Origin of the sequence: Pararhizobium sp. LjRoot235 (genome assembly GCF_964254145.1) — a bacterium.
In the GTDB taxonomy this organism is placed as follows: domain Bacteria; phylum Pseudomonadota; class Alphaproteobacteria; order Rhizobiales; family Rhizobiaceae; genus Pararhizobium.
Genome location: NZ_CAXUSP020000002.1, coordinates 213,538 through 229,834 on the forward strand (window position 1 = coordinate 213,538; position 16,297 = coordinate 229,834).

General features: G+C 57.6%; 14 protein-coding genes and 1 pseudogene. 8 read left to right on the top strand and 7 right to left on the bottom strand.

Annotated elements, in window-relative coordinates:
* The first annotated feature begins 3 nt into the window (after positions 1-3).
* From lpdA to ACSQ2Z_RS21715, 5 genes are all read left to right on the top strand, one after another.
* A complete protein-coding gene (gene lpdA, locus ACSQ2Z_RS21695) occupies positions 4-1,401 on the top strand; it encodes a dihydrolipoyl dehydrogenase (protein WP_436083325.1) in 1,398 nt (465 codons plus the stop codon).
* Entirely contained in the window at positions 1,385-2,494 is a 1,110-nt protein-coding gene (locus ACSQ2Z_RS21700) for an enoyl-CoA hydratase/isomerase family protein (RefSeq protein ID WP_436083326.1), read from the top strand. The genes lpdA and ACSQ2Z_RS21700 overlap by 17 nt, the downstream gene beginning before the upstream one ends.
* Positions 2,491-3,387 carry a 3-hydroxyisobutyrate dehydrogenase gene (gene mmsB, locus ACSQ2Z_RS21705; RefSeq protein ID WP_436083327.1) on the top strand — a complete coding sequence of 299 codons (897 nt, stop codon included), beginning with the start codon at positions 2,491-2,493 and terminating at the stop codon, positions 3,385-3,387. The genes ACSQ2Z_RS21700 and mmsB overlap by 4 nt, the downstream gene beginning before the upstream one ends.
* 39 nt (positions 3,388-3,426) lie before the next feature.
* Positions 3,427-4,197, top strand: coding sequence for an enoyl-CoA hydratase (locus ACSQ2Z_RS21710; protein WP_436083328.1), 771 nt, complete (start codon positions 3,427-3,429; stop codon positions 4,195-4,197).
* Between the two features lie 344 nt (positions 4,198-4,541).
* Positions 4,542-4,982 (top strand): MucR family transcriptional regulator, encoded by a 441-nt coding sequence (locus ACSQ2Z_RS21715; RefSeq protein ID WP_436083329.1) that lies wholly within the window; start codon positions 4,542-4,544, stop codon positions 4,980-4,982.
* A 43-nt stretch (positions 4,983-5,025) separates the two neighbouring features.
* Here ACSQ2Z_RS21715 and ACSQ2Z_RS21720 read toward each other — a convergent pair whose 3' ends face one another.
* From ACSQ2Z_RS21720 to ACSQ2Z_RS21735, 4 genes are read right to left on the bottom strand one after another with little or no spacing between them, the layout of a single operon-like run.
* Complete coding sequence (locus tag ACSQ2Z_RS21720; protein ID WP_436083330.1) at positions 5,026-6,198, bottom strand: YcaO-like family protein; 1,173 nt, start codon at positions 6,196-6,198, stop codon at positions 5,026-5,028.
* Positions 6,198-6,986, bottom strand: a complete 789-nt coding sequence (locus ACSQ2Z_RS21725) for a nitroreductase family protein (protein WP_436083331.1) — start codon at positions 6,984-6,986, stop codon at positions 6,198-6,200. Before ACSQ2Z_RS21725 ends, ACSQ2Z_RS21720 begins: the two co-directional genes overlap by 1 nt.
* A gap of 13 nt (positions 6,987-6,999) precedes the next feature.
* Positions 7,000-7,848: an McbB family protein gene (locus ACSQ2Z_RS21730; protein ID WP_436083332.1), complete on the bottom strand. Its 849-nt coding sequence runs from the start codon at positions 7,846-7,848 to the stop codon at positions 7,000-7,002.
* A 57-nt stretch (positions 7,849-7,905) separates the two neighbouring features.
* Positions 7,906-8,076 (bottom strand): phazolicin family TOMM bacteriocin, encoded by a 171-nt coding sequence (locus ACSQ2Z_RS21735; protein WP_436083333.1) that lies wholly within the window; start codon positions 8,074-8,076, stop codon positions 7,906-7,908.
* Between the two features lie 181 nt (positions 8,077-8,257).
* On the opposite strand from ACSQ2Z_RS21735, the gene ACSQ2Z_RS21740 reads away from it, so the two are divergent.
* Entirely contained in the window at positions 8,258-10,036 is a 1,779-nt protein-coding gene (locus ACSQ2Z_RS21740; protein ID WP_436083334.1) for an ATP-binding cassette domain-containing protein, read from the top strand.
* A gap of 175 nt (positions 10,037-10,211) precedes the next feature.
* Here the strand turns inward: ACSQ2Z_RS21740 and ACSQ2Z_RS21745 are convergent, their stop codons facing one another.
* Together ACSQ2Z_RS21745 and ACSQ2Z_RS21750 are read right to left on the bottom strand one after the other, a co-directional pair.
* Positions 10,212-11,687 carry a M81 family metallopeptidase gene (locus ACSQ2Z_RS21745; protein WP_436083335.1) on the bottom strand — a complete coding sequence of 492 codons (1,476 nt, stop codon included), beginning with the start codon at positions 11,685-11,687 and terminating at the stop codon, positions 10,212-10,214.
* A 23-nt stretch (positions 11,688-11,710) separates the two neighbouring features.
* Positions 11,711-12,208: a hypothetical protein gene (locus ACSQ2Z_RS21750; protein WP_436083336.1), complete on the bottom strand. Its 498-nt coding sequence runs from the start codon at positions 12,206-12,208 to the stop codon at positions 11,711-11,713.
* 84 nt (positions 12,209-12,292) lie between these two features.
* On the opposite strand from ACSQ2Z_RS21750, the pseudogene ACSQ2Z_RS21755 reads away from it, so the two are divergent.
* Positions 12,293-12,537 (top strand): annotated as a pseudogene (locus ACSQ2Z_RS21755) (RidA family protein); the annotation flags it as partial.
* A 22-nt stretch (positions 12,538-12,559) separates the two neighbouring features.
* Entirely contained in the window at positions 12,560-13,423 is an 864-nt protein-coding gene (locus ACSQ2Z_RS21760; protein ID WP_436083337.1) for a MurR/RpiR family transcriptional regulator, read from the top strand.
* 129 nt (positions 13,424-13,552) lie between these two features.
* Here ACSQ2Z_RS21760 and ACSQ2Z_RS21765 read toward each other — a convergent pair whose 3' ends face one another.
* Positions 13,553-16,183, bottom strand: coding sequence for an AMP-binding protein (locus tag ACSQ2Z_RS21765; RefSeq protein ID WP_436083338.1), 2,631 nt, complete (start codon positions 16,181-16,183; stop codon positions 13,553-13,555).
* Between the last annotated feature and the right edge of the window lie 114 nt (positions 16,184-16,297).

Consider the following 16,297-nt stretch of genomic DNA (forward strand, 5'->3'; position numbering starts at 1 on the left):
GCCATGAAAGAGATCGTCTGCAAACTTCTCGTCATTGGCGCTGGCCCCGGTGGCTATATCTGCGCCATCCGCGCCGGGCAGCTCGGGGTCGATACCGTCATCGTCGAGGCCGCCAAGGCCGGAGGCACCTGCCTCAATATCGGCTGCATTCCATCCAAGGCGCTGATCCACGCGGCCGAGGAATTCGAGAGAGTCAGCCATATGGCCGGCGCAAAAAGCCCGCTCGGGATCAGCGTCGAGGCCGTGAAACTCGACCTCGCCAAGACTGTCGCCTGGAAAGACGGCATCGTCGGCCGATTGAACAGCGGCGTGCTCGGATTGCTGCGCAAGGCCAAGGTGAAGATCGTGCATGGAAAGGCAAGGTTCCGGGACGGCAAGACAGTCGAGGTCGAGACGGAAACGGGCTCGCAGGTGATCCGCGCCGAGACGGTGGTGATTGCGACCGGCTCAGAGCCGGTTGAACTGCCATCGCTTCCCTTCGGCGGGCCAGTCATATCCTCGAGCGAGGCCTTGTCGCTGAAAGCAGTCCCGAAGAAGCTGATCGTTGTCGGCGGCGGTTATATCGGGCTGGAACTCGGGACCGCCTTTGCCAAGATGGGGTCCGAGGTGACCGTCGTGGAGGCGACGGAGCAGCTCTTGCCGCAATATGATGCAGAACTTGTAAAACCCGTCGCCAAGCGCCTGGGCGAGCTGGGCGTCCGCGTCTTGACCGGTGCCAAGGCCAGGAGGCTTTCGGATGAAGGCCTTGCGCTTCTGGTCGAGGCGGCGAATGGCGGGGAGCAGCGGCTTGCCGCCGACAGGATTCTGGTGACCGTCGGGCGCAAGCCGTGCACCGAAGGATGGGGGTTGGAAGAGCTCGACCTCGAACGCACTGGCAAATTCCTGCGCATCGACGAGCGCTGCCGGACATCGATGCGCGGTGTCCATGCTATCGGCGATATCACCGGCGAGCCGATGCTTGCGCACCGCGCCATGGCGCAGGGCGAGATGGTTGCAGAAATCGTTGCGGGAAAGAAGCGAGTGTGGGACAAGCACTGTATCCCGGCTGTCTGCTTCACCGACCCTGAAATCGTTACCGCTGGATTTTCACCAGACGAGGCACGGGTTCAAGGTTTTGAAATCCGGGTAGGTCTGTTCCCCTTTACCGCCAACGGCCGGGCGATGACAATGCTGTCCGAGGACGGGTTCGTGCGGGTGGTGGCACGCGCGGACACAAATCTTGTTCTCGGCATCCAGGCGGTCGGCGCTGGCGTGTCGGAACTATCGAGCACCTTTGCGCTGGCAATCGAAATGGGCGCACGTCTGGAAGACATCGCCGCGACGATCCATGCACATCCGACACGCAGCGAAGGCTTCCAGGAAGCCGCCATGAAAGCACTCGGCCATGCGCTCCATATCTGACCCCGTTTCTCTCAGCCCCGAACCGCAAACGCTGGTTGATCGCGATGGTGCTCTCGGTCGCATCCGGCTCAACCGTCCAAAAGCGCTCAACAGCCTGACGCTGCAGATGGTGCGCGACGTGGACGCTGCTCTTGACCAATTCGAGCACAATCCAACCGTCGCCGCGGTTCTGGTCACCGGTGAGGGCGAGCGAGGACTTTGTGCCGGCGGCGATATTCGCGTCATCTATGACGGCGGGCGGGCAGGTTCGGATATGCCGGAAACCTTCTGGCGGGCCGAGTACCACCTCAACGCCCGGATTGGCCGCTATCTGAAACCCTATATTGCCTTTATGGACGGGATCGTCATGGGTGGCGGTGTCGGCATATCCGTCTATGGCAGCCAACGCATCGTTACGGAGCGCACGCGTTTCGCCATGCCGGAAACCGGCATCGGCTTTTTCCCCGACGTCGGTGCGTCCTGGTTCCTCACGCGCCAGAACAGCGAACTCGGTACCTATGTGGCGCTGACGGGCGAGCCGCTCGGCGCCGCCGACGTCATTCTGATTGGCCTTGCAGATAGTTTTGTCCCGTCGGGTCGCCTTCCGGCTCTCTCGGAGGCTCTGGCGGGTCTTCCGGCCGGCGCAACCGGCAAGCAGATATCCGCACTCGTCCAAGGTTTTTCGCAAGCGCCTCCCGCCGGCACGCTCGAAGCACATCAGCAGGCAATCGACCGACTGTTCGGCTTCGCCACCATTGAGGCGATTTTCGAGGCATTGCGTCGGGATGAAAGCCCCTTCGCTGAAAAAATCCTTGCTGTGCTCGCGGCAAAATCGCCGCTCAGTCTCAAGGTCACACTCGGTCTGCTGCGGTTAGGGCGGCAAACCGCAAGTCTGGAATCTTGCCTTGAGCGGGAATTTGCCGCGACAGCGGCGGTGCTGCGCAGCCAAGATTTTTACGAGGGCGTGCGTGCGGCCGTCATCGACAAGGATCGCAATCCGCAATGGCGTCCGGCCAGCCTTGGCGGCGTCACCGAGGCGCAGGTCGCAGCCTACTTCCAGCCGGCCGCCCGTCCGCTTTTTGCCGAAACGATTGAGGGAGGACCCCGCACATGACATCCATCGGCTTTATCGGCCTCGGCCACATGGGTGGCCCGATGGCGGCCAATCTGGTCAAGGCCGGATACACGGTCAGGGGCTTCGACTTATCGCAGCCATTGCTGGAGCAGGCGCGTGAAACCGGGGTGATCCCATGTGCGTCCCTTGCCGAAACGGTTGATGCCGTCGAAACCGTGATCACCATGCTGCCAGCCGGCAAACACGTGCTGTCGGTCTGGGAGGACCTGGTGGTATCCGTGCCCTCCGGCACGCTGCTCATCGACTGCTCGACCGTCGACATCGACAGTGCCCGCAAGGCGCATGCCATGGCTGCCGCGGAGAATTGCCCTTCTCTCGATGCACCCGTTTCCGGCGGTACCGGCGGTGCTGCTGCGGGAACACTGACTTTCATGATTGGTGGAGATCAGGCCGTTTTCGCCAAGGGGCAGCCGATATTCGCGGCGATGGGTAAACGCATCATCCACTGCGGCGGCGCAACGGCCGGCCAGGCGGCAAAGATCTGCAACAACATGATCCTCGGCATCAGCATGATCGCCCTCGGTGAGGCGTTCGTGCTCGGCGAGAAGCTCGGCCTCACCCATCAGGCGCTCTTTGACGTAGCGTCGGTTTCATCGGGGCAGTGCTGGTCGCTCACCACCTATTGTCCGGTGCCGGGTCCCGTTTCCACCTCGCCGGCAAACAATGACTATCAACCGGGTTTCGCCGGAGCACTCATGCTGAAGGATTTGAAGTTGTCGCAGGCGGCGGCCGCAGCGACGGGTGCTATGACCCCCCTTGGCGCCAAAGCTGCTGAACTCTATCAACTGTTCAACGATCTCGGCAATGCCGACAAGGATTTCTCCGGTATCATCAATCTCCTGCGGGAAAAGTCGGGCGACGGTGTCGCGTGAGCAGTCACTCCCAGAACGTGTAAACTGAGGAACAAGCCAGTGGAAAAGCCGATCATCGTCGAACAGCAGGACCGTGTCGTGATCGTCACGCTCAATAGACCTGCCGCCCGCAATGCGTTGAATTCGGAAATCATGCACGCACTCGCGGCCGATCTTGCACCGCTCGACCGCGACCCTGGCGTCGGCTGTTTCGTGCTCAAGGGCTCGGACAAGGCTTTTGCCGCAGGCGCCGACATCAAGGAGATGGCGGACAAGTCCTTCGCCGACATGTTCGGCGAGGATTTTTTTGCCGCCTGGGATCGCTTTGCTTCGTTTCGCACGCCAAAGATCGCCGCTGTGTCGGGTTACGCACTCGGCGGCGGTTGCGAACTGGCGATGATGTGCGACATTATCTTTGCCGCCGACACCGCCATGTTCGGCCAGCCCGAGATCAAGCTCGGCGTCATGCCCGGAATGGGCGGTTCGCAGCGGCTGACGAAGCTCGTCGGCAAGTCGAAGGCCATGGACATGATTTTGACCGGACGGATGATGGACGCGACGGAAGCCGAACGCTGCGGCCTGGTTGCGCGGGTTATTCCCGCTGAGAAGTTGGTGGACGAGACGCTTGCCGCCGCCCGCACCATCGCCGGTTATGGCAAGGCCGCGACCATGGCCGCGCGCGAGGCCGTGGACCGCGCTCTGGAGGGGGGTCTCAGGGAGGGCCTGCTTTTCGAGCGCCGCCTTTTTCACTCGCTGTTTGCGACCGCAGACCAGAAAGAGGGCATGGCAGCCTTCATCGAAAAACGAGACCCGAAGTTTCAAGGCAAATAGGTGCGGGCCTCCTATGGCTACCACAATAGATTGAAAAAGCCCTTGATTATGACCTTCTTTTTTGATGTAACCTCCTAGGTGGCAGCAAATGCCGGAGGACGAGTTTTGCGGTCAAACCTTATCTAATATCTGGATGTTCGAACTACCGAACATATCGGTTCAATCTTCTTTGGTAGAGAACACAGAGCGGCGTCGCCGGTTCTGTTGCCACAGGAATTGAGCTGCCAGATCAATTTCCGCTATAGCAAGTGTCCCTACTGAGATGATCGTCTTTTTCGCGCTGTCGTGCGAGGCTGAATCTGGATGTTGGACATACTGTTGTAGCGGTAGATGTAGGTTACTCAATGTATTCCAAGCCCCAAAATCAAGCTCAAGAAAACATAACCGAACTGACCGCCAACATCGTCACGGCATACGTGAGCCGGCACGATGTTTCGCTTCGGGATCTGCCTTCTCTTATCGCAAGTGTCCAAAACGCGCTGGAGCAAAATCCCCAACGCGTCGAGCAACACTCAGAAAAAACACAGCAGCCGGCAGTTCCAATTAAAAAATCAATACTGAAGGACTATATTGTCTGCTTGGAAGACGGTCGAAAATTCCGTTCGCTGAAGCGGCATTTGAAATCAAGCTATAACCTCACTCCTGACGAATATCGCGTCAAATGGGGTTTACCACCGGAATATCCGATGGTTGCGCCATCCTACGCTGCGGCTCGTTCAAACATCGCCAAGGACATTGGCCTAGGTGTTACCGTATCAAAGCGTTCCAAGAGGGCTGAGGAATAGCTATTTTAGAGAACGAACAGGGCGGCGGATCGCCGCCCTGTTTTTAAGAGAAAGGCATCGGTTCAAGCCGCCTCTCTGATGCCTTGCAGAATGAATTTATCCAGGTGTTTTCATTATTGTTATTCCCCCCTGGGCTCATATGGACAAAGAAGTCAGGGGACACGACGCGGCAAAAATGCAATTGCGCGCCCGCAATGTTGATCTCGCGAAAGTAGACGTAAACGTTTTCAGATATCGTCTTTATGTTTTGGATCAGATTATCCAAATCGTTGCCTGACAAATTTGATCCGAACTCGATTGGGGCTTTTTGTACACCGAGATCAAATTCGGGCCTGTTTGCCGCCTGGAAATTTTCTTTAAGTGTATTGCTGCCATATTCACGGCTACCAAAAAACTCCATCTGCGGCAGCAGTAGTGATGTCTGCCACGTTTCCGTAAATGCCTTCATGAGCGCCGTTTCCGGGTCAAAGTCAGCCGCGCACCCACAAGAAAAATTTACGACAGCTCCTTCGATTTTCGAGCTGTACTCACAAAATTGCACGCTTACACCCTTTATGAATGAAAGGTCCAAGATGCGGACGTTGCCGTTCATCGCCATCTGGTTGTGAGTTGTGATGGCCTTCCTGTCCTTCAGCTTATCTGTAAGGGGTTGGATATCGTTGCAGCGACGAGACACCCACATGGCCGTCGTACTCTGTCGCTCGATGAACTCAAGCAACGCGCCACGGAGCGCTGCTGTTCTGCTTTGATGTATGGCAGAACCAGAGGTATCTCGAACCGGAAGAAAGCTGGAATCGAGCTGCCCATCAAAACTGTGCAAAGACAGAAACACGGCGGGATAGTGGACTTTGCGATCCGTCCCGAGTGATGTGACCTCAACGAGGCGAAAAGAATGCGCTTCAATGTCCTCGCGAACGCCATCGTCGCATGTCTGCCGGAGCGCCTGCACAAGTGCCTGCCTTTCCGACAAGCTTAGGCCCATATCTGCGATGGCCCCGGATTGTCTATGCGTCACTGTTCTGAAGGCCGTATATCGTTCCAGGTATTCGCCGATCGCTTTTACGACGATCCCCTCCCCAAACCCGAAACCATGCCCATAGATGGCGTTCACATCGTCAGCGGAATAAACTGTAGGTTCTTGAATGCAAGCCGGATAAGCAGGTGTAACCCGATAGCGCGGTGTCTGCACCGCAAAGCTGCGAAAAGAGTGAAACATCAGTTCTCCCCCGGGTAGGCAAACGCCTGGATAATGCCAGGCAAGAGAATTCGGCTATCCAAGCCACAATTCTTTGCCAGTGCATATTCGGAAAATCCTGAGAGCACCCGAGATCCGAGACCGTGCGTTTGAGCAACCTGCAGCATTTGTTGATACATCGATCCGATTTCCATCAGGGCTAGCCGGTAGCCCCTGGACCGGTATTTAAAAATCGCTTTCTTGAGATTGATAAAATACGCCACATAAAAAGCTGCGGCCTCAATCTTATAGATTTTCTGGAACTTCTCTCGATCGTACGCTCCGGGGAGCACCTCAAAGGAATTGCTTACTGGCATATAGTGAAGGACGTTGAAGTCGGTAACGCATCCCGCCGAATCCCCCAATATGGCAACCGCTTCAATGCTGTATAAAGCACCGCCAGAGGGATATGGCCTGCGACCATGGCCGTCTGCCCCGATTGCTTGCGCAAAAACTTGGGCAACAGTTTCGAAATCGATCTGCCGTGGACTTCCCTTGGAAACAGAAGGCCAGCGCACCACCGGATCTGCCCGCCCACAGGTGCTCCCCTCTACGCTCCCAGTGATATGGGAGAAGCGCGTTTCGAACGCTTCTGCTCGTTTCAGATCTTCCAGCGATAGGTATGGTTGGCTCAACGAGTTTTCGAGCGCAGTGCCCGCAACGGAAATGGTGTGCTGGTGAAAAGTGCGAATTTCCGTTTCCACCTCGGCATCAACAAACTGACTTGCGTGCGCGATCTGGTTCAAGGAAGTGATTTTGATGTGCCTCATAGGAGATCTCCTCTTAAATCTCTCTGAGAGTGGAGCTGAAATTGGAGTGGACACCCCTGTGTCGTTCAACCCGGCCGGTGTCCAGGTTCAGTTCTATGACGGTGCTCAAGTCGTCTGGAAAGAGCGGTGATACGCCGTCAGTTAGCAAAGGCCGCATGCGCATATATGCCAGGTGGAGGGCGGCGGAGATTTCGATATCGGCGGACGGAAACGTGGGTACCGATAACGTTTCGATGGCGTAAGGGTCAGCGAAAAAGAAATCCGCCCAGCTCGCAGGCTTGAACTTTGCGGAGCGGTCGAGGCCCGCCAGGTTATGCAGGCCGCTGAAATGATCCGGCAGGTCGATGGCCGGGGAGTAAAAACCATCGATTATGAAATGCCGAAAGACAAAATATGAGTGCAACAATATGCACTCCTTCTTTTCTTTGCATGCGCTGTAAATTTCCCTCGCAAGCTGTGGCTGATATTGATCCTGGATCGCAAGGACGAGGTCGGCGCCTGCGAAATCTGTGACTTTCGTGCAGTAACGGCACGAAACCGCGTCGCGGTTCAAGACCAGCTCCGCCAAGCCGGCGGCAATGGATTCCAAAGGCGAGAAAATGACGATGTTCTTCTTTTCATCGATCCTTCGAAGGACCTTCAGGCGCTCCAAAAACTGCTGCGCGGCGCTTATCGGAAGCGCTTGTCGTTCCAAAAGTTCGCCAATTGCGTCCTCATGAATGTGACGATCCAGGGTCGATAGCTCGCCCAACGCAGCAACGAGATTTGCATCTGTTACGCGAGCGGCGCCTAGCGGCGTGAAAAGCTGCCACGCCCCGTCGGCTGCCGCGGAACTCAGTATAAATGGGGATACCGAAAACATGAATGCGAACCTCCTCTGAAATGGTGGCGGCCCCGAACAGGGGCCGCCTTGGCCCGGCTAGGCCGATACGGAGCTGGAAGAGCCAGACGACTTGCCAGAAGCGCCGCAACGGCTGCTGCTGTCGCAACGCGAGCATGTTGCGGCTGCGGTCTGGGTTGGTGTCTCACCGGCGTCGATGAACTCGATCTCGGTGCCAAACTGCGGTGGGTTAAGAATCTGCGAAGCCATCACTTACCTCCTGTTTTACATTCTTAGTGCAGCGAGATTGCTGCGAAGAAATAGCTAGCATGGATTTTTTGTTGGTCAAGCAAAAACATCATGATATGGAATACACTCACAATAACGTAAAGAATAATATTATTTGTTATTCTTAGCTATAGACTGATAAGCTAATAGGAGTTGAGTGACAATGGGTGATAAAGCAAACTTGTTTGGCATAATAAACGCTATGCTTTTGAAGAACGGGAAACAAAGAGCTTTGTTTTCGTTGGTTCTGGCAACTATTACGCTTACAGCGATAGGCGCAGCGCTGTTCCCCATATTTTTCTCGTTAGGTATAGACGCGCTCACAAAGGGCGACGTTCAGGTCGACCTGGGTGTCAAATACATAATCGCATTTGGGATTGGTCTGACGATTGTAGGTATTTTGGAGCAGGCCCAGTGGCTCACATTTGGTCCCATGAACTTGCGGCTCCAACGACACCTTACTACGCATGTGTTCAGACATGCATTGTCGCTCCCGTATTATCGCCTGAAGAACTACACGACCTACGAGATAGGGAGGACCGTTGAGCGGGGACTTGATGCTGTTCGCGAAATCACGTCGAACTTGACGTTCTTTCTAATTCCGACGCTGATCGAGCTGGTGATCGCCGCTTCGGTTATTGCCTTTATGATCGATGTGTGGATAGCGCTTTTTCTGTTTTCGGCGCTGTTTTTGTACGGGGTCATCACCAATATCTCAGCCGCCAAAATCAGGAAGGCGACAGAAGGAGCGATGGAGACCGGTATTCAGGCCTGGAATTTCGGACTCGACGGCGTGGCAAACGCGGAACTCGTGCAACAATCCAACATGGTGCCGGATTTCACGGAGCGGTTGAACGCCAAGTTAAAGATCAACGATCGCGCTTGGGCGGTGACTTTTAAACAGCGGGCCTACTTTGGAGCTCTTCAGGCCCTCGTGTTTGGCGTTGTTGTTCTAGGCGTGCTCTGGCGTGGAGCTGTTGATACCGGTCAGGGAACAATGAGTATCGGAGAGCTTGTTCTCCTGAACACCTACATCATCCGCCTGCTCCAACCAGTTGAGACATTTGCCAGGGTCTATAGGGAGGTGAATTCCTCACTAGGCGAGGCGCGACTGCTGACGGATCTCCTTTCAGTACCCGTCCCGCAAATCGCTCAGCTGGATGCGGCAAGCAGCGATCCCGTATCGTTGGAAACGCGAAACTTGACGCTTAAAATCGATGACCGAACATTGCTGGCCGATCTCTCCTTTGCTGTTCCTAGCCATGGGCAGTTGTTCATTGTCGGCCCATCGGGTGTTGGCAAATCCTCGCTTTTGAAGGTGATTTCATGCCTATCCGTTGCCAGTGGTGGCGACTATCTCATCAATGGGCAAAAGATAACCGAGCAAAACGCAACGAATTTCAGATCAAATATCGCCGTAGTGCAGCAGGATTGCTTGCTATTCGACTGGTCAATATCTGAGAATATAGCCTTTGGAATAGAGGCGCCGGCCGAGGAGATCGAGAATGTAATTCGAAAGCTTGCGCTTGATGAGGTTGTTCAACGTCACCAAACTTTAGGCGAGCCAACGGTTGGAGAAAGAGGAAACCGGCTATCAGGAGGCGAAAAGCAAAGGCTCTCTATGGCCCGCGCGTTGCTGACAAAACCGCGTTTGCTAATCTTGGACGAGCCCACGGCAGCGTTGGATGAAGGTAATCGTAAGCGGGTTTTGGATGCTCTCGCCGAGTTGCAACAGACTTGCACTAGCATCTTTGTTACCCATGACCTCTCGCTGCTCAATGACGATACGCCGGTGCTATTTCTGGCCCCTGCGCAGCGGTATTGGGCAGGTGCCCATTCCGTGCTCCTCGCCAATAATTCAGAGTATCGAAAGTTCGTCGAAGGTGAAGCGGGTGCTCGGGAGGCAGCTTTGGATGAAGATGCGATTAGAGCTGAGGTGTAATGAGCAGGCTGTTGCGCTTCCATGCGAGATTCGTGCTGAGAAACTCGCGGTGAAAGGTGGGTTTGCAACACCCTCATCCTCTCAGCCAGGAGGCTCTTCTTAAAAGCCGCAATTGCCGCGCCAGCAGCTTAGTTCAATCCCAACCCGCCTAAATTCATCCCCTCCAAACCATCGTTCAAGGCGCGCCCTGCGCGTCTCCGTGCGGATTGTCCACCATCGGCCAGATGTCGCGCGGTGCCCGGCGATAGGGCGTGCGGGCCGGGTTGTTCGGGTAGGGTGTGCCTGCCGAGCAATAGAGGATTTCCGCGGCGATCGGGGCGAAGGATGCGTAGAAGTGGTTGGTCGATTTGATCACCAGTATTTTCTTCGATGTCGGCTCGATGCCCATCGCCGAAAACAGGCTCGGGTCGAAACTCTGCGCCCGCGTCGAGTTCAGGATAATGTCGATGCCGTTGAGCTGGATATGCGCCGCATCACCGAAGGGTGCGTAGCTTTCCCCGAAGCGCATTTCGGCATTGCGCACAAGCCGGACGACCTTGACGAAGCCATCGATCGGATTGCCGGTGCCCGGCGCCGATTTCGCGCCGAAGCGCAACTGGATCTCGGCGCCTTCGCCGGCGGCCATGCAGATCTGCACCGCCATCGGATCCCAGATCGTGCCGACCGCCGTGTCCTGCGCGCCCTGCGCCAGCAGCTCGGCGAGCAGCACCGTCGCATCGCCGGCTGTCCCGCCGCCAGGATTGTCCCAGGTATCGGCGATCACCACCGGCCCGCTCACTGCTGCAAGCGCACGAGACACTGCTTCCTTTTCATCGATCTGAGGCATGATGAAGGTGCCGCGTTGGGCGAAAAGCTCAAGGCCCAGTTCGCGAGCGAGGACCGCGCCCTTCTCCGGCTTGCTGTCGGTGAGCACGAGCATCTTCGTCCCCATTTCCGGCACGTCGCCGGCCATGAAACCATGCACGACCGAGATCGACAGAATATCCGGATCCGCGGCCTCCGTCCGCGTGATCTTGTCGACAAAGGAGCGCATCGGCTCACGTGAGGTCGGATAGACGTCGATCATGCGGCAGTCGAACACCGACATCGCCGGCTTGACGCGCCCGGCAAGCGTATCGAGTGCGATGCGCCACAGATCCTCGGCGCGGTCGACGAAGTCGGTATGCGGAAATTCCTTGAAGTAGATGAAGAAATTCGCGGCGGCCAGGCGTTTCGCGGTCAAGTGACTGTGCGGGTCGAGCTCGGCGCAAACGAGCATATCAGCGCCGACAATATTGCGCACGCGCGTGAGGAAGTCGCCTTCGGTATCCTCGTAGCCGTCGGCGACCATGGCGCCGTGCAGCCCGAGCACGACTGCGTCGACCGGAAGGGCTGCGCGCAGCTGATCGAGTATCTCGTCGCGCAGGCTTTCATAGGTCAGGCGATTGACGAGGCCCGCCGGGTCCGCCCAGGCGGCCGTGCCCTCGATCAGTTCGAAACCTTTTTCCGCAGCCAGCCGGCGGCCAACAGTGATTGGCGCCGAACAGAGCGTCGGCGTTTCCGGATGTTCTCCCGGTGGCGCGTAAAGCGAGGCTTCGAAGGCGCGACGGTCAACACAGATTGGTGAGAAGGTGTTTGTTTCGGTCGCCAGGGCGGCGGTAAATATGCGCAATGCCGTTGCCTCTTGGTCGCCGTTCAGCCCATCGGATTGGGCAGGTAGCCGGTGAAACCGCAGATCTTCCACCGCCCGTCGTGCCAGCGGCAATAATAAAGTGTCTGCCACTTCAGGATATCGACGCTGCCATCCGATTTCTTCAGGCTGCCATCGAACTTCTTGCGGGCCAGCGCCATGTCGCCTTCGATCTCGATATCCTCAAGCGTCGTCATTGTGAAGATCGCGGTGCGCGGATCTTCGGCGAAGGATTGTCGCGCGAAATCCCTTGCTTGACGCAGCCATTCGTTGCAATAGGCATCCAGTGAAGGAAAGGCAAGGCGCCACCTGTCAGGGCTCGTTTCTCGCTTTCCGTCGATGCCGATGAAACCCTCTTCGACGAAATCCCCGGCAACTTTCGACCAGTCGGCGGCGAGGAAGGCATTGATGTCGCGTTCGACCAGTATTTGCCAGATCGCGTGGCGATCTGCGTCGGACGAAGAGAATGGATTGCGGAAAGGATCGCGCACGTTTGCTCCCATATTGAAATTATTTTCATAATGATTGCTTTTCGCTAGTAAAATTCCGCTTTCTATGGTCCGTTGTCAACGGATCAAGAAAATAATTTGCAAGGCGAAGAAACGCCCATCAATCGTTACGGGGCCGAACAGACCGGTGCTGGCGGCAAGTCGCTTCCGTTTGCTTGCGCGGTAAAGGCGAATGGCTGGCTTCGTTTCCGGTCAGGTTGCAATGGACGATGGCGGTATCATCCCGCAGAACACAAGACCATCGCGGATCTGGATTCGATTCTTGCCGAGGCGGTTATGGACCCGAGCACCTCCGTATTGGGGTCTGGCTGGGCGATCGGCGATCTCATGAAAGGTGCACTTTAAATGGACATTTTCTCAACGCTTCAGGAAGAGAAAGCCAAGCTCTCCCAAGCCGAAGGCCGTATCGCCGAGATCCTGCTCACCGATTTCGAATTTGCCGTGAATGCCTCGATCATCGAGCTCGCCGGCAAGGCCGATGTCTCGCCGCCCACCGTCACGCGCTTTTGCCGCCGCCTCGGCTGCGAGAGCTTTTCCGATTTCAAGGTGCAGCTGGCGCGCACCGCCTATGTCGGCATGCGCTACCTGAAGCCAGAGCCGAAAAGCCAGGAGCCTGCCGATGTGGCACAGGATATCGTCACCAAGGCGCAGAACGCGCTTTTCCTGCTGCATCGCAATCTCGATCTTGCGGTGATCGAACAGGCAACCGCGCGGCTTGCCGCGGCAGATATGATCTATGCCTTCGGCTCCGGTGGTAATTCCTCGATGATCGCCAGCGAAATGCAGAACCGGCTTTTTCGCCTCGGATTGCGCGTCACTGCGAGTTCCGACCACAGCATGCAATTGATGATGGCGGCGGCGGCAAAGCCCACCGACGTCCTGATCGGCTCGTCGTTTTCCGGGCGCAACGCCGAGCTCGTACGTTCCTTTACGCTGGCGCGCGAGCAGAAGGTGGCGACAATTGCGTTGACCCAGAGCGGCAGTCCGGTGTCCCGCGCCGCCGATATCACCGTGGCAGTCGATCTGCCGGAAGGCAACAACATCTACCGGCCGACCTCGACCCGCATCGCCTATCTCGCGCTCGTCGACATCATTGCCAGTCTCGTCGCCTACCACATCCGACCGCAGGCGACGGTCACGCTGCGGCGCATCAAGCAACAGCTCGTCACCCATCGCGATGGTGACGACCGCCAACTTCTCGGGGATTGACGTGCATGTTCAGGAGGGAATTGGCATGCAGCATTCGTCGCGATCGTAACGGGAGCCGAGGCGACATCGGCTGGGCCATCGCCCAAGCGATGCCTCGCTGATCCTATCCGCGAAACCCGCCGCCTGCGGTCACCGTCGCCACGCTAATCCGTTTGGCAAAAAGCGCATAGGGTGCCGGCGAAGTGCAGCAGTCGTCATCCCGAGGGGGAGGTCGCGGTGTTTGGAGAGGAATGACAAAACCTGCTTCTGCGTCCACCATGCGATGACCCCCAAGACCACGCCCCCGACAATGGAGAGTATGGAAAAAACCGGCGCCGGAATTTTTCCGGAGAACGGCAGGAGAAGCAGTTCCGGCGTGAAACGGTGGAGGAGATAGATGTGGAAACCCGCCGTGGAGACCGGCAGGACGAGCGCTTTCACCGCGCGCGGCACCGACAGTCTTGGCAGGAACAGGAGCAGCGCCAGGACAGGGATCTGCAGCAAATATTTGACCCTGGTGCCGATCCAGACGCTTTCGTAGAACGCAAAGAAGCAGAAGACGGCCGTGCCCGCCGCCATCAGCAGCAGCCGCTTCGCGGTCGTATCCGCGAAAGCCGCCAGAAAACCGATGGCCGCGAGATAGAGCATCCACGGCAATGTGAAAATCTGCCGGTTTCCAATTTGCCAGAGGTAGGGAATGATCAGGCGGGCAAGCAGCGCGACGCCCAGGAGGACCAGCCCCGACGAGAAGGGTGACCTTGCGGCCATTTTTCGAACGGGCGGAAGGGCAAAGAAACCCGCAAACAGCAAAAGCATCTGGCAGTAAGCTTCGATGAACCAATAGAGGTAGGGAAGCATGGTGTGTCGCTCCGGATCGGCAAAACCGAAATTGCCGGCCATGACAACGGACGCCCACGGCACCTCGCCCCAGGCAACCGCGTAGCCCGCGACGATAAGATAATAGGGGATCACGATCGGAAGCGCGGAGCGGAACAGGCGGACGATATCGAAATCCGTAACGGCTCGCCACTGAAAGCGGGCAATTCCGAAGCCGACAAGCAGAACCATCGCGGCTGAACCGCCCGGAATCGGCCAAAGCGTCTCGTGCTGGACGACAACGAAAAGGATGGCGAGCGCCCGGATGAGAAGGCTAGCCTCCAGTTTTGGCGCCGTTTCAGTGCGCTTGACCCTGCGAGCCAATTCCGAAACGGAAAGCTTTTCCCAATTCGGCGGCGCTTCACCGAGGATGCGCTCCAGCGCGATCGAAAGCTGGACGAAACGCAGCGAATCCCCGCCCAGCGACAGAAAGCTGTCCCGCGGGCCGACCCGGGCCGGGTAGAAGAGCTGCGCGAAAACCTCCTGGACGGTTTCTTGACGGTTGTCGCTTTCGGTGTTCTTCGCGGAAAATTGCGCCGTCAGCCGGCCATAATCGATCTTGCCCGATGAAAGGCGTGGCAGTTTCGCCCGCGACGTGGCGCCGACTTGCAGCAAGGTGAGCCCGCTTGCCGCAGCCAAGATGCGGTTTACCGCAAGTTCTTCGGCAGGACCGGCGCAATAGGCGTGGATTGCCTGGTCATCGCCGACGACGGCAGCGCGAATCCCATGTTTCTCAAGCGCCTCCTCCATCGCGTCATGGCTAATTCTCAGACCCGCGATCTTCGAAATGCGCTTCAGGCGCCCGCAGATGCGAAAAAGCCCCTGATCGTCGAGTTCGGCGAGGTCGCCGGTTTTCAGGCAGTCGAGCTCGCGGCCGTGCGCCAGGTCTCGGCGCGCGCTTGCATATCCCATCATGACGTTCGGGCCGCGATAGACGAGTTCGCCGGGCTGCCGCGGCGACAGGATCGACCGTCCTTCTTCGTCGTCCAGTGTCAGCGCACCGCCGGGGATCGCAATGCCGATCCGATCCTCGTTGCCGTCAAGCTGATCAGGCGGCACGTAGGCCAGCCGCGCCGTGGCTTCGGTCTGTCCGTACATCGCGAAGAATGCGCCGCCGTTCTCGCGCATCAGGCGATTGTAGCGGCGGATGATATCGGGCGAAAGCCGACCGCCGGCGACGGTCATGAACCGCAGGGACGCGGGCAGCTTGTTGCGGAAATCGATGCTTTCCAAAAGCTCATAGGAATAGGGCACCCCGGAGAAATTCGTGCATCCGGCCAGTTCCAGCCGCTCGCAGAACCGCGGATCCGATATCGGAATCTTCGGGAAATAGAGGCTCGCACCGGCGCAAATATGCGAATGCAGCACGGATAGTCCGTAGCAATAATGCAAGGGCAGCACCATGCAGCTGCGGTCGCATGGTGTCAGCCCGAGATACTGCGCAATCGACGCCGCATTCCCATCCAGGTTCTGGTGCGAGAGCCTTACAGCCTTGGCGCGACCCGTGCTTCCGGATGTCATGAGCAGAAGCGCCATGTCGGGATGGGGTGGAACGCCGACCTCGCCGCGGCTGCAGAGCGACCCGGTCATCTCCCACCGCCCGCCTCTCTGGCGCAAGCTGATGTCGGGCGCAAAGGCCTCTTCTATGATTGCACCTTGCGCCCGATCGTCCGGAGGGATCATGACGACGGCGTGGCCGGCCTGAAGCGCTGCGAGATAGCCGATGATGGCATGCTCGGATTGCGCCGCCTCCACCGCGACCAGCATTTTCCCCGGACCGAATGCCGCGGATTTCCGGCTGACGCGATCAGCCAGCTCCCGATAGGTGATCGGGTCGCGGTCTGGGAAAAGCAGTGCCGGCGCATCGCCCCAATTTGCCAGCGCGGACGTAAAGAGCGGTGCCATGGTAAGCGATCAGTACGATAGAGGAAAGGGAGGTGGATTTGCTCCCTATGAAATGCATGAATGCTATTGTCAAGTTATCGGCGGGGGCATAGGTGTTTTTGCAGGACCTTGGCG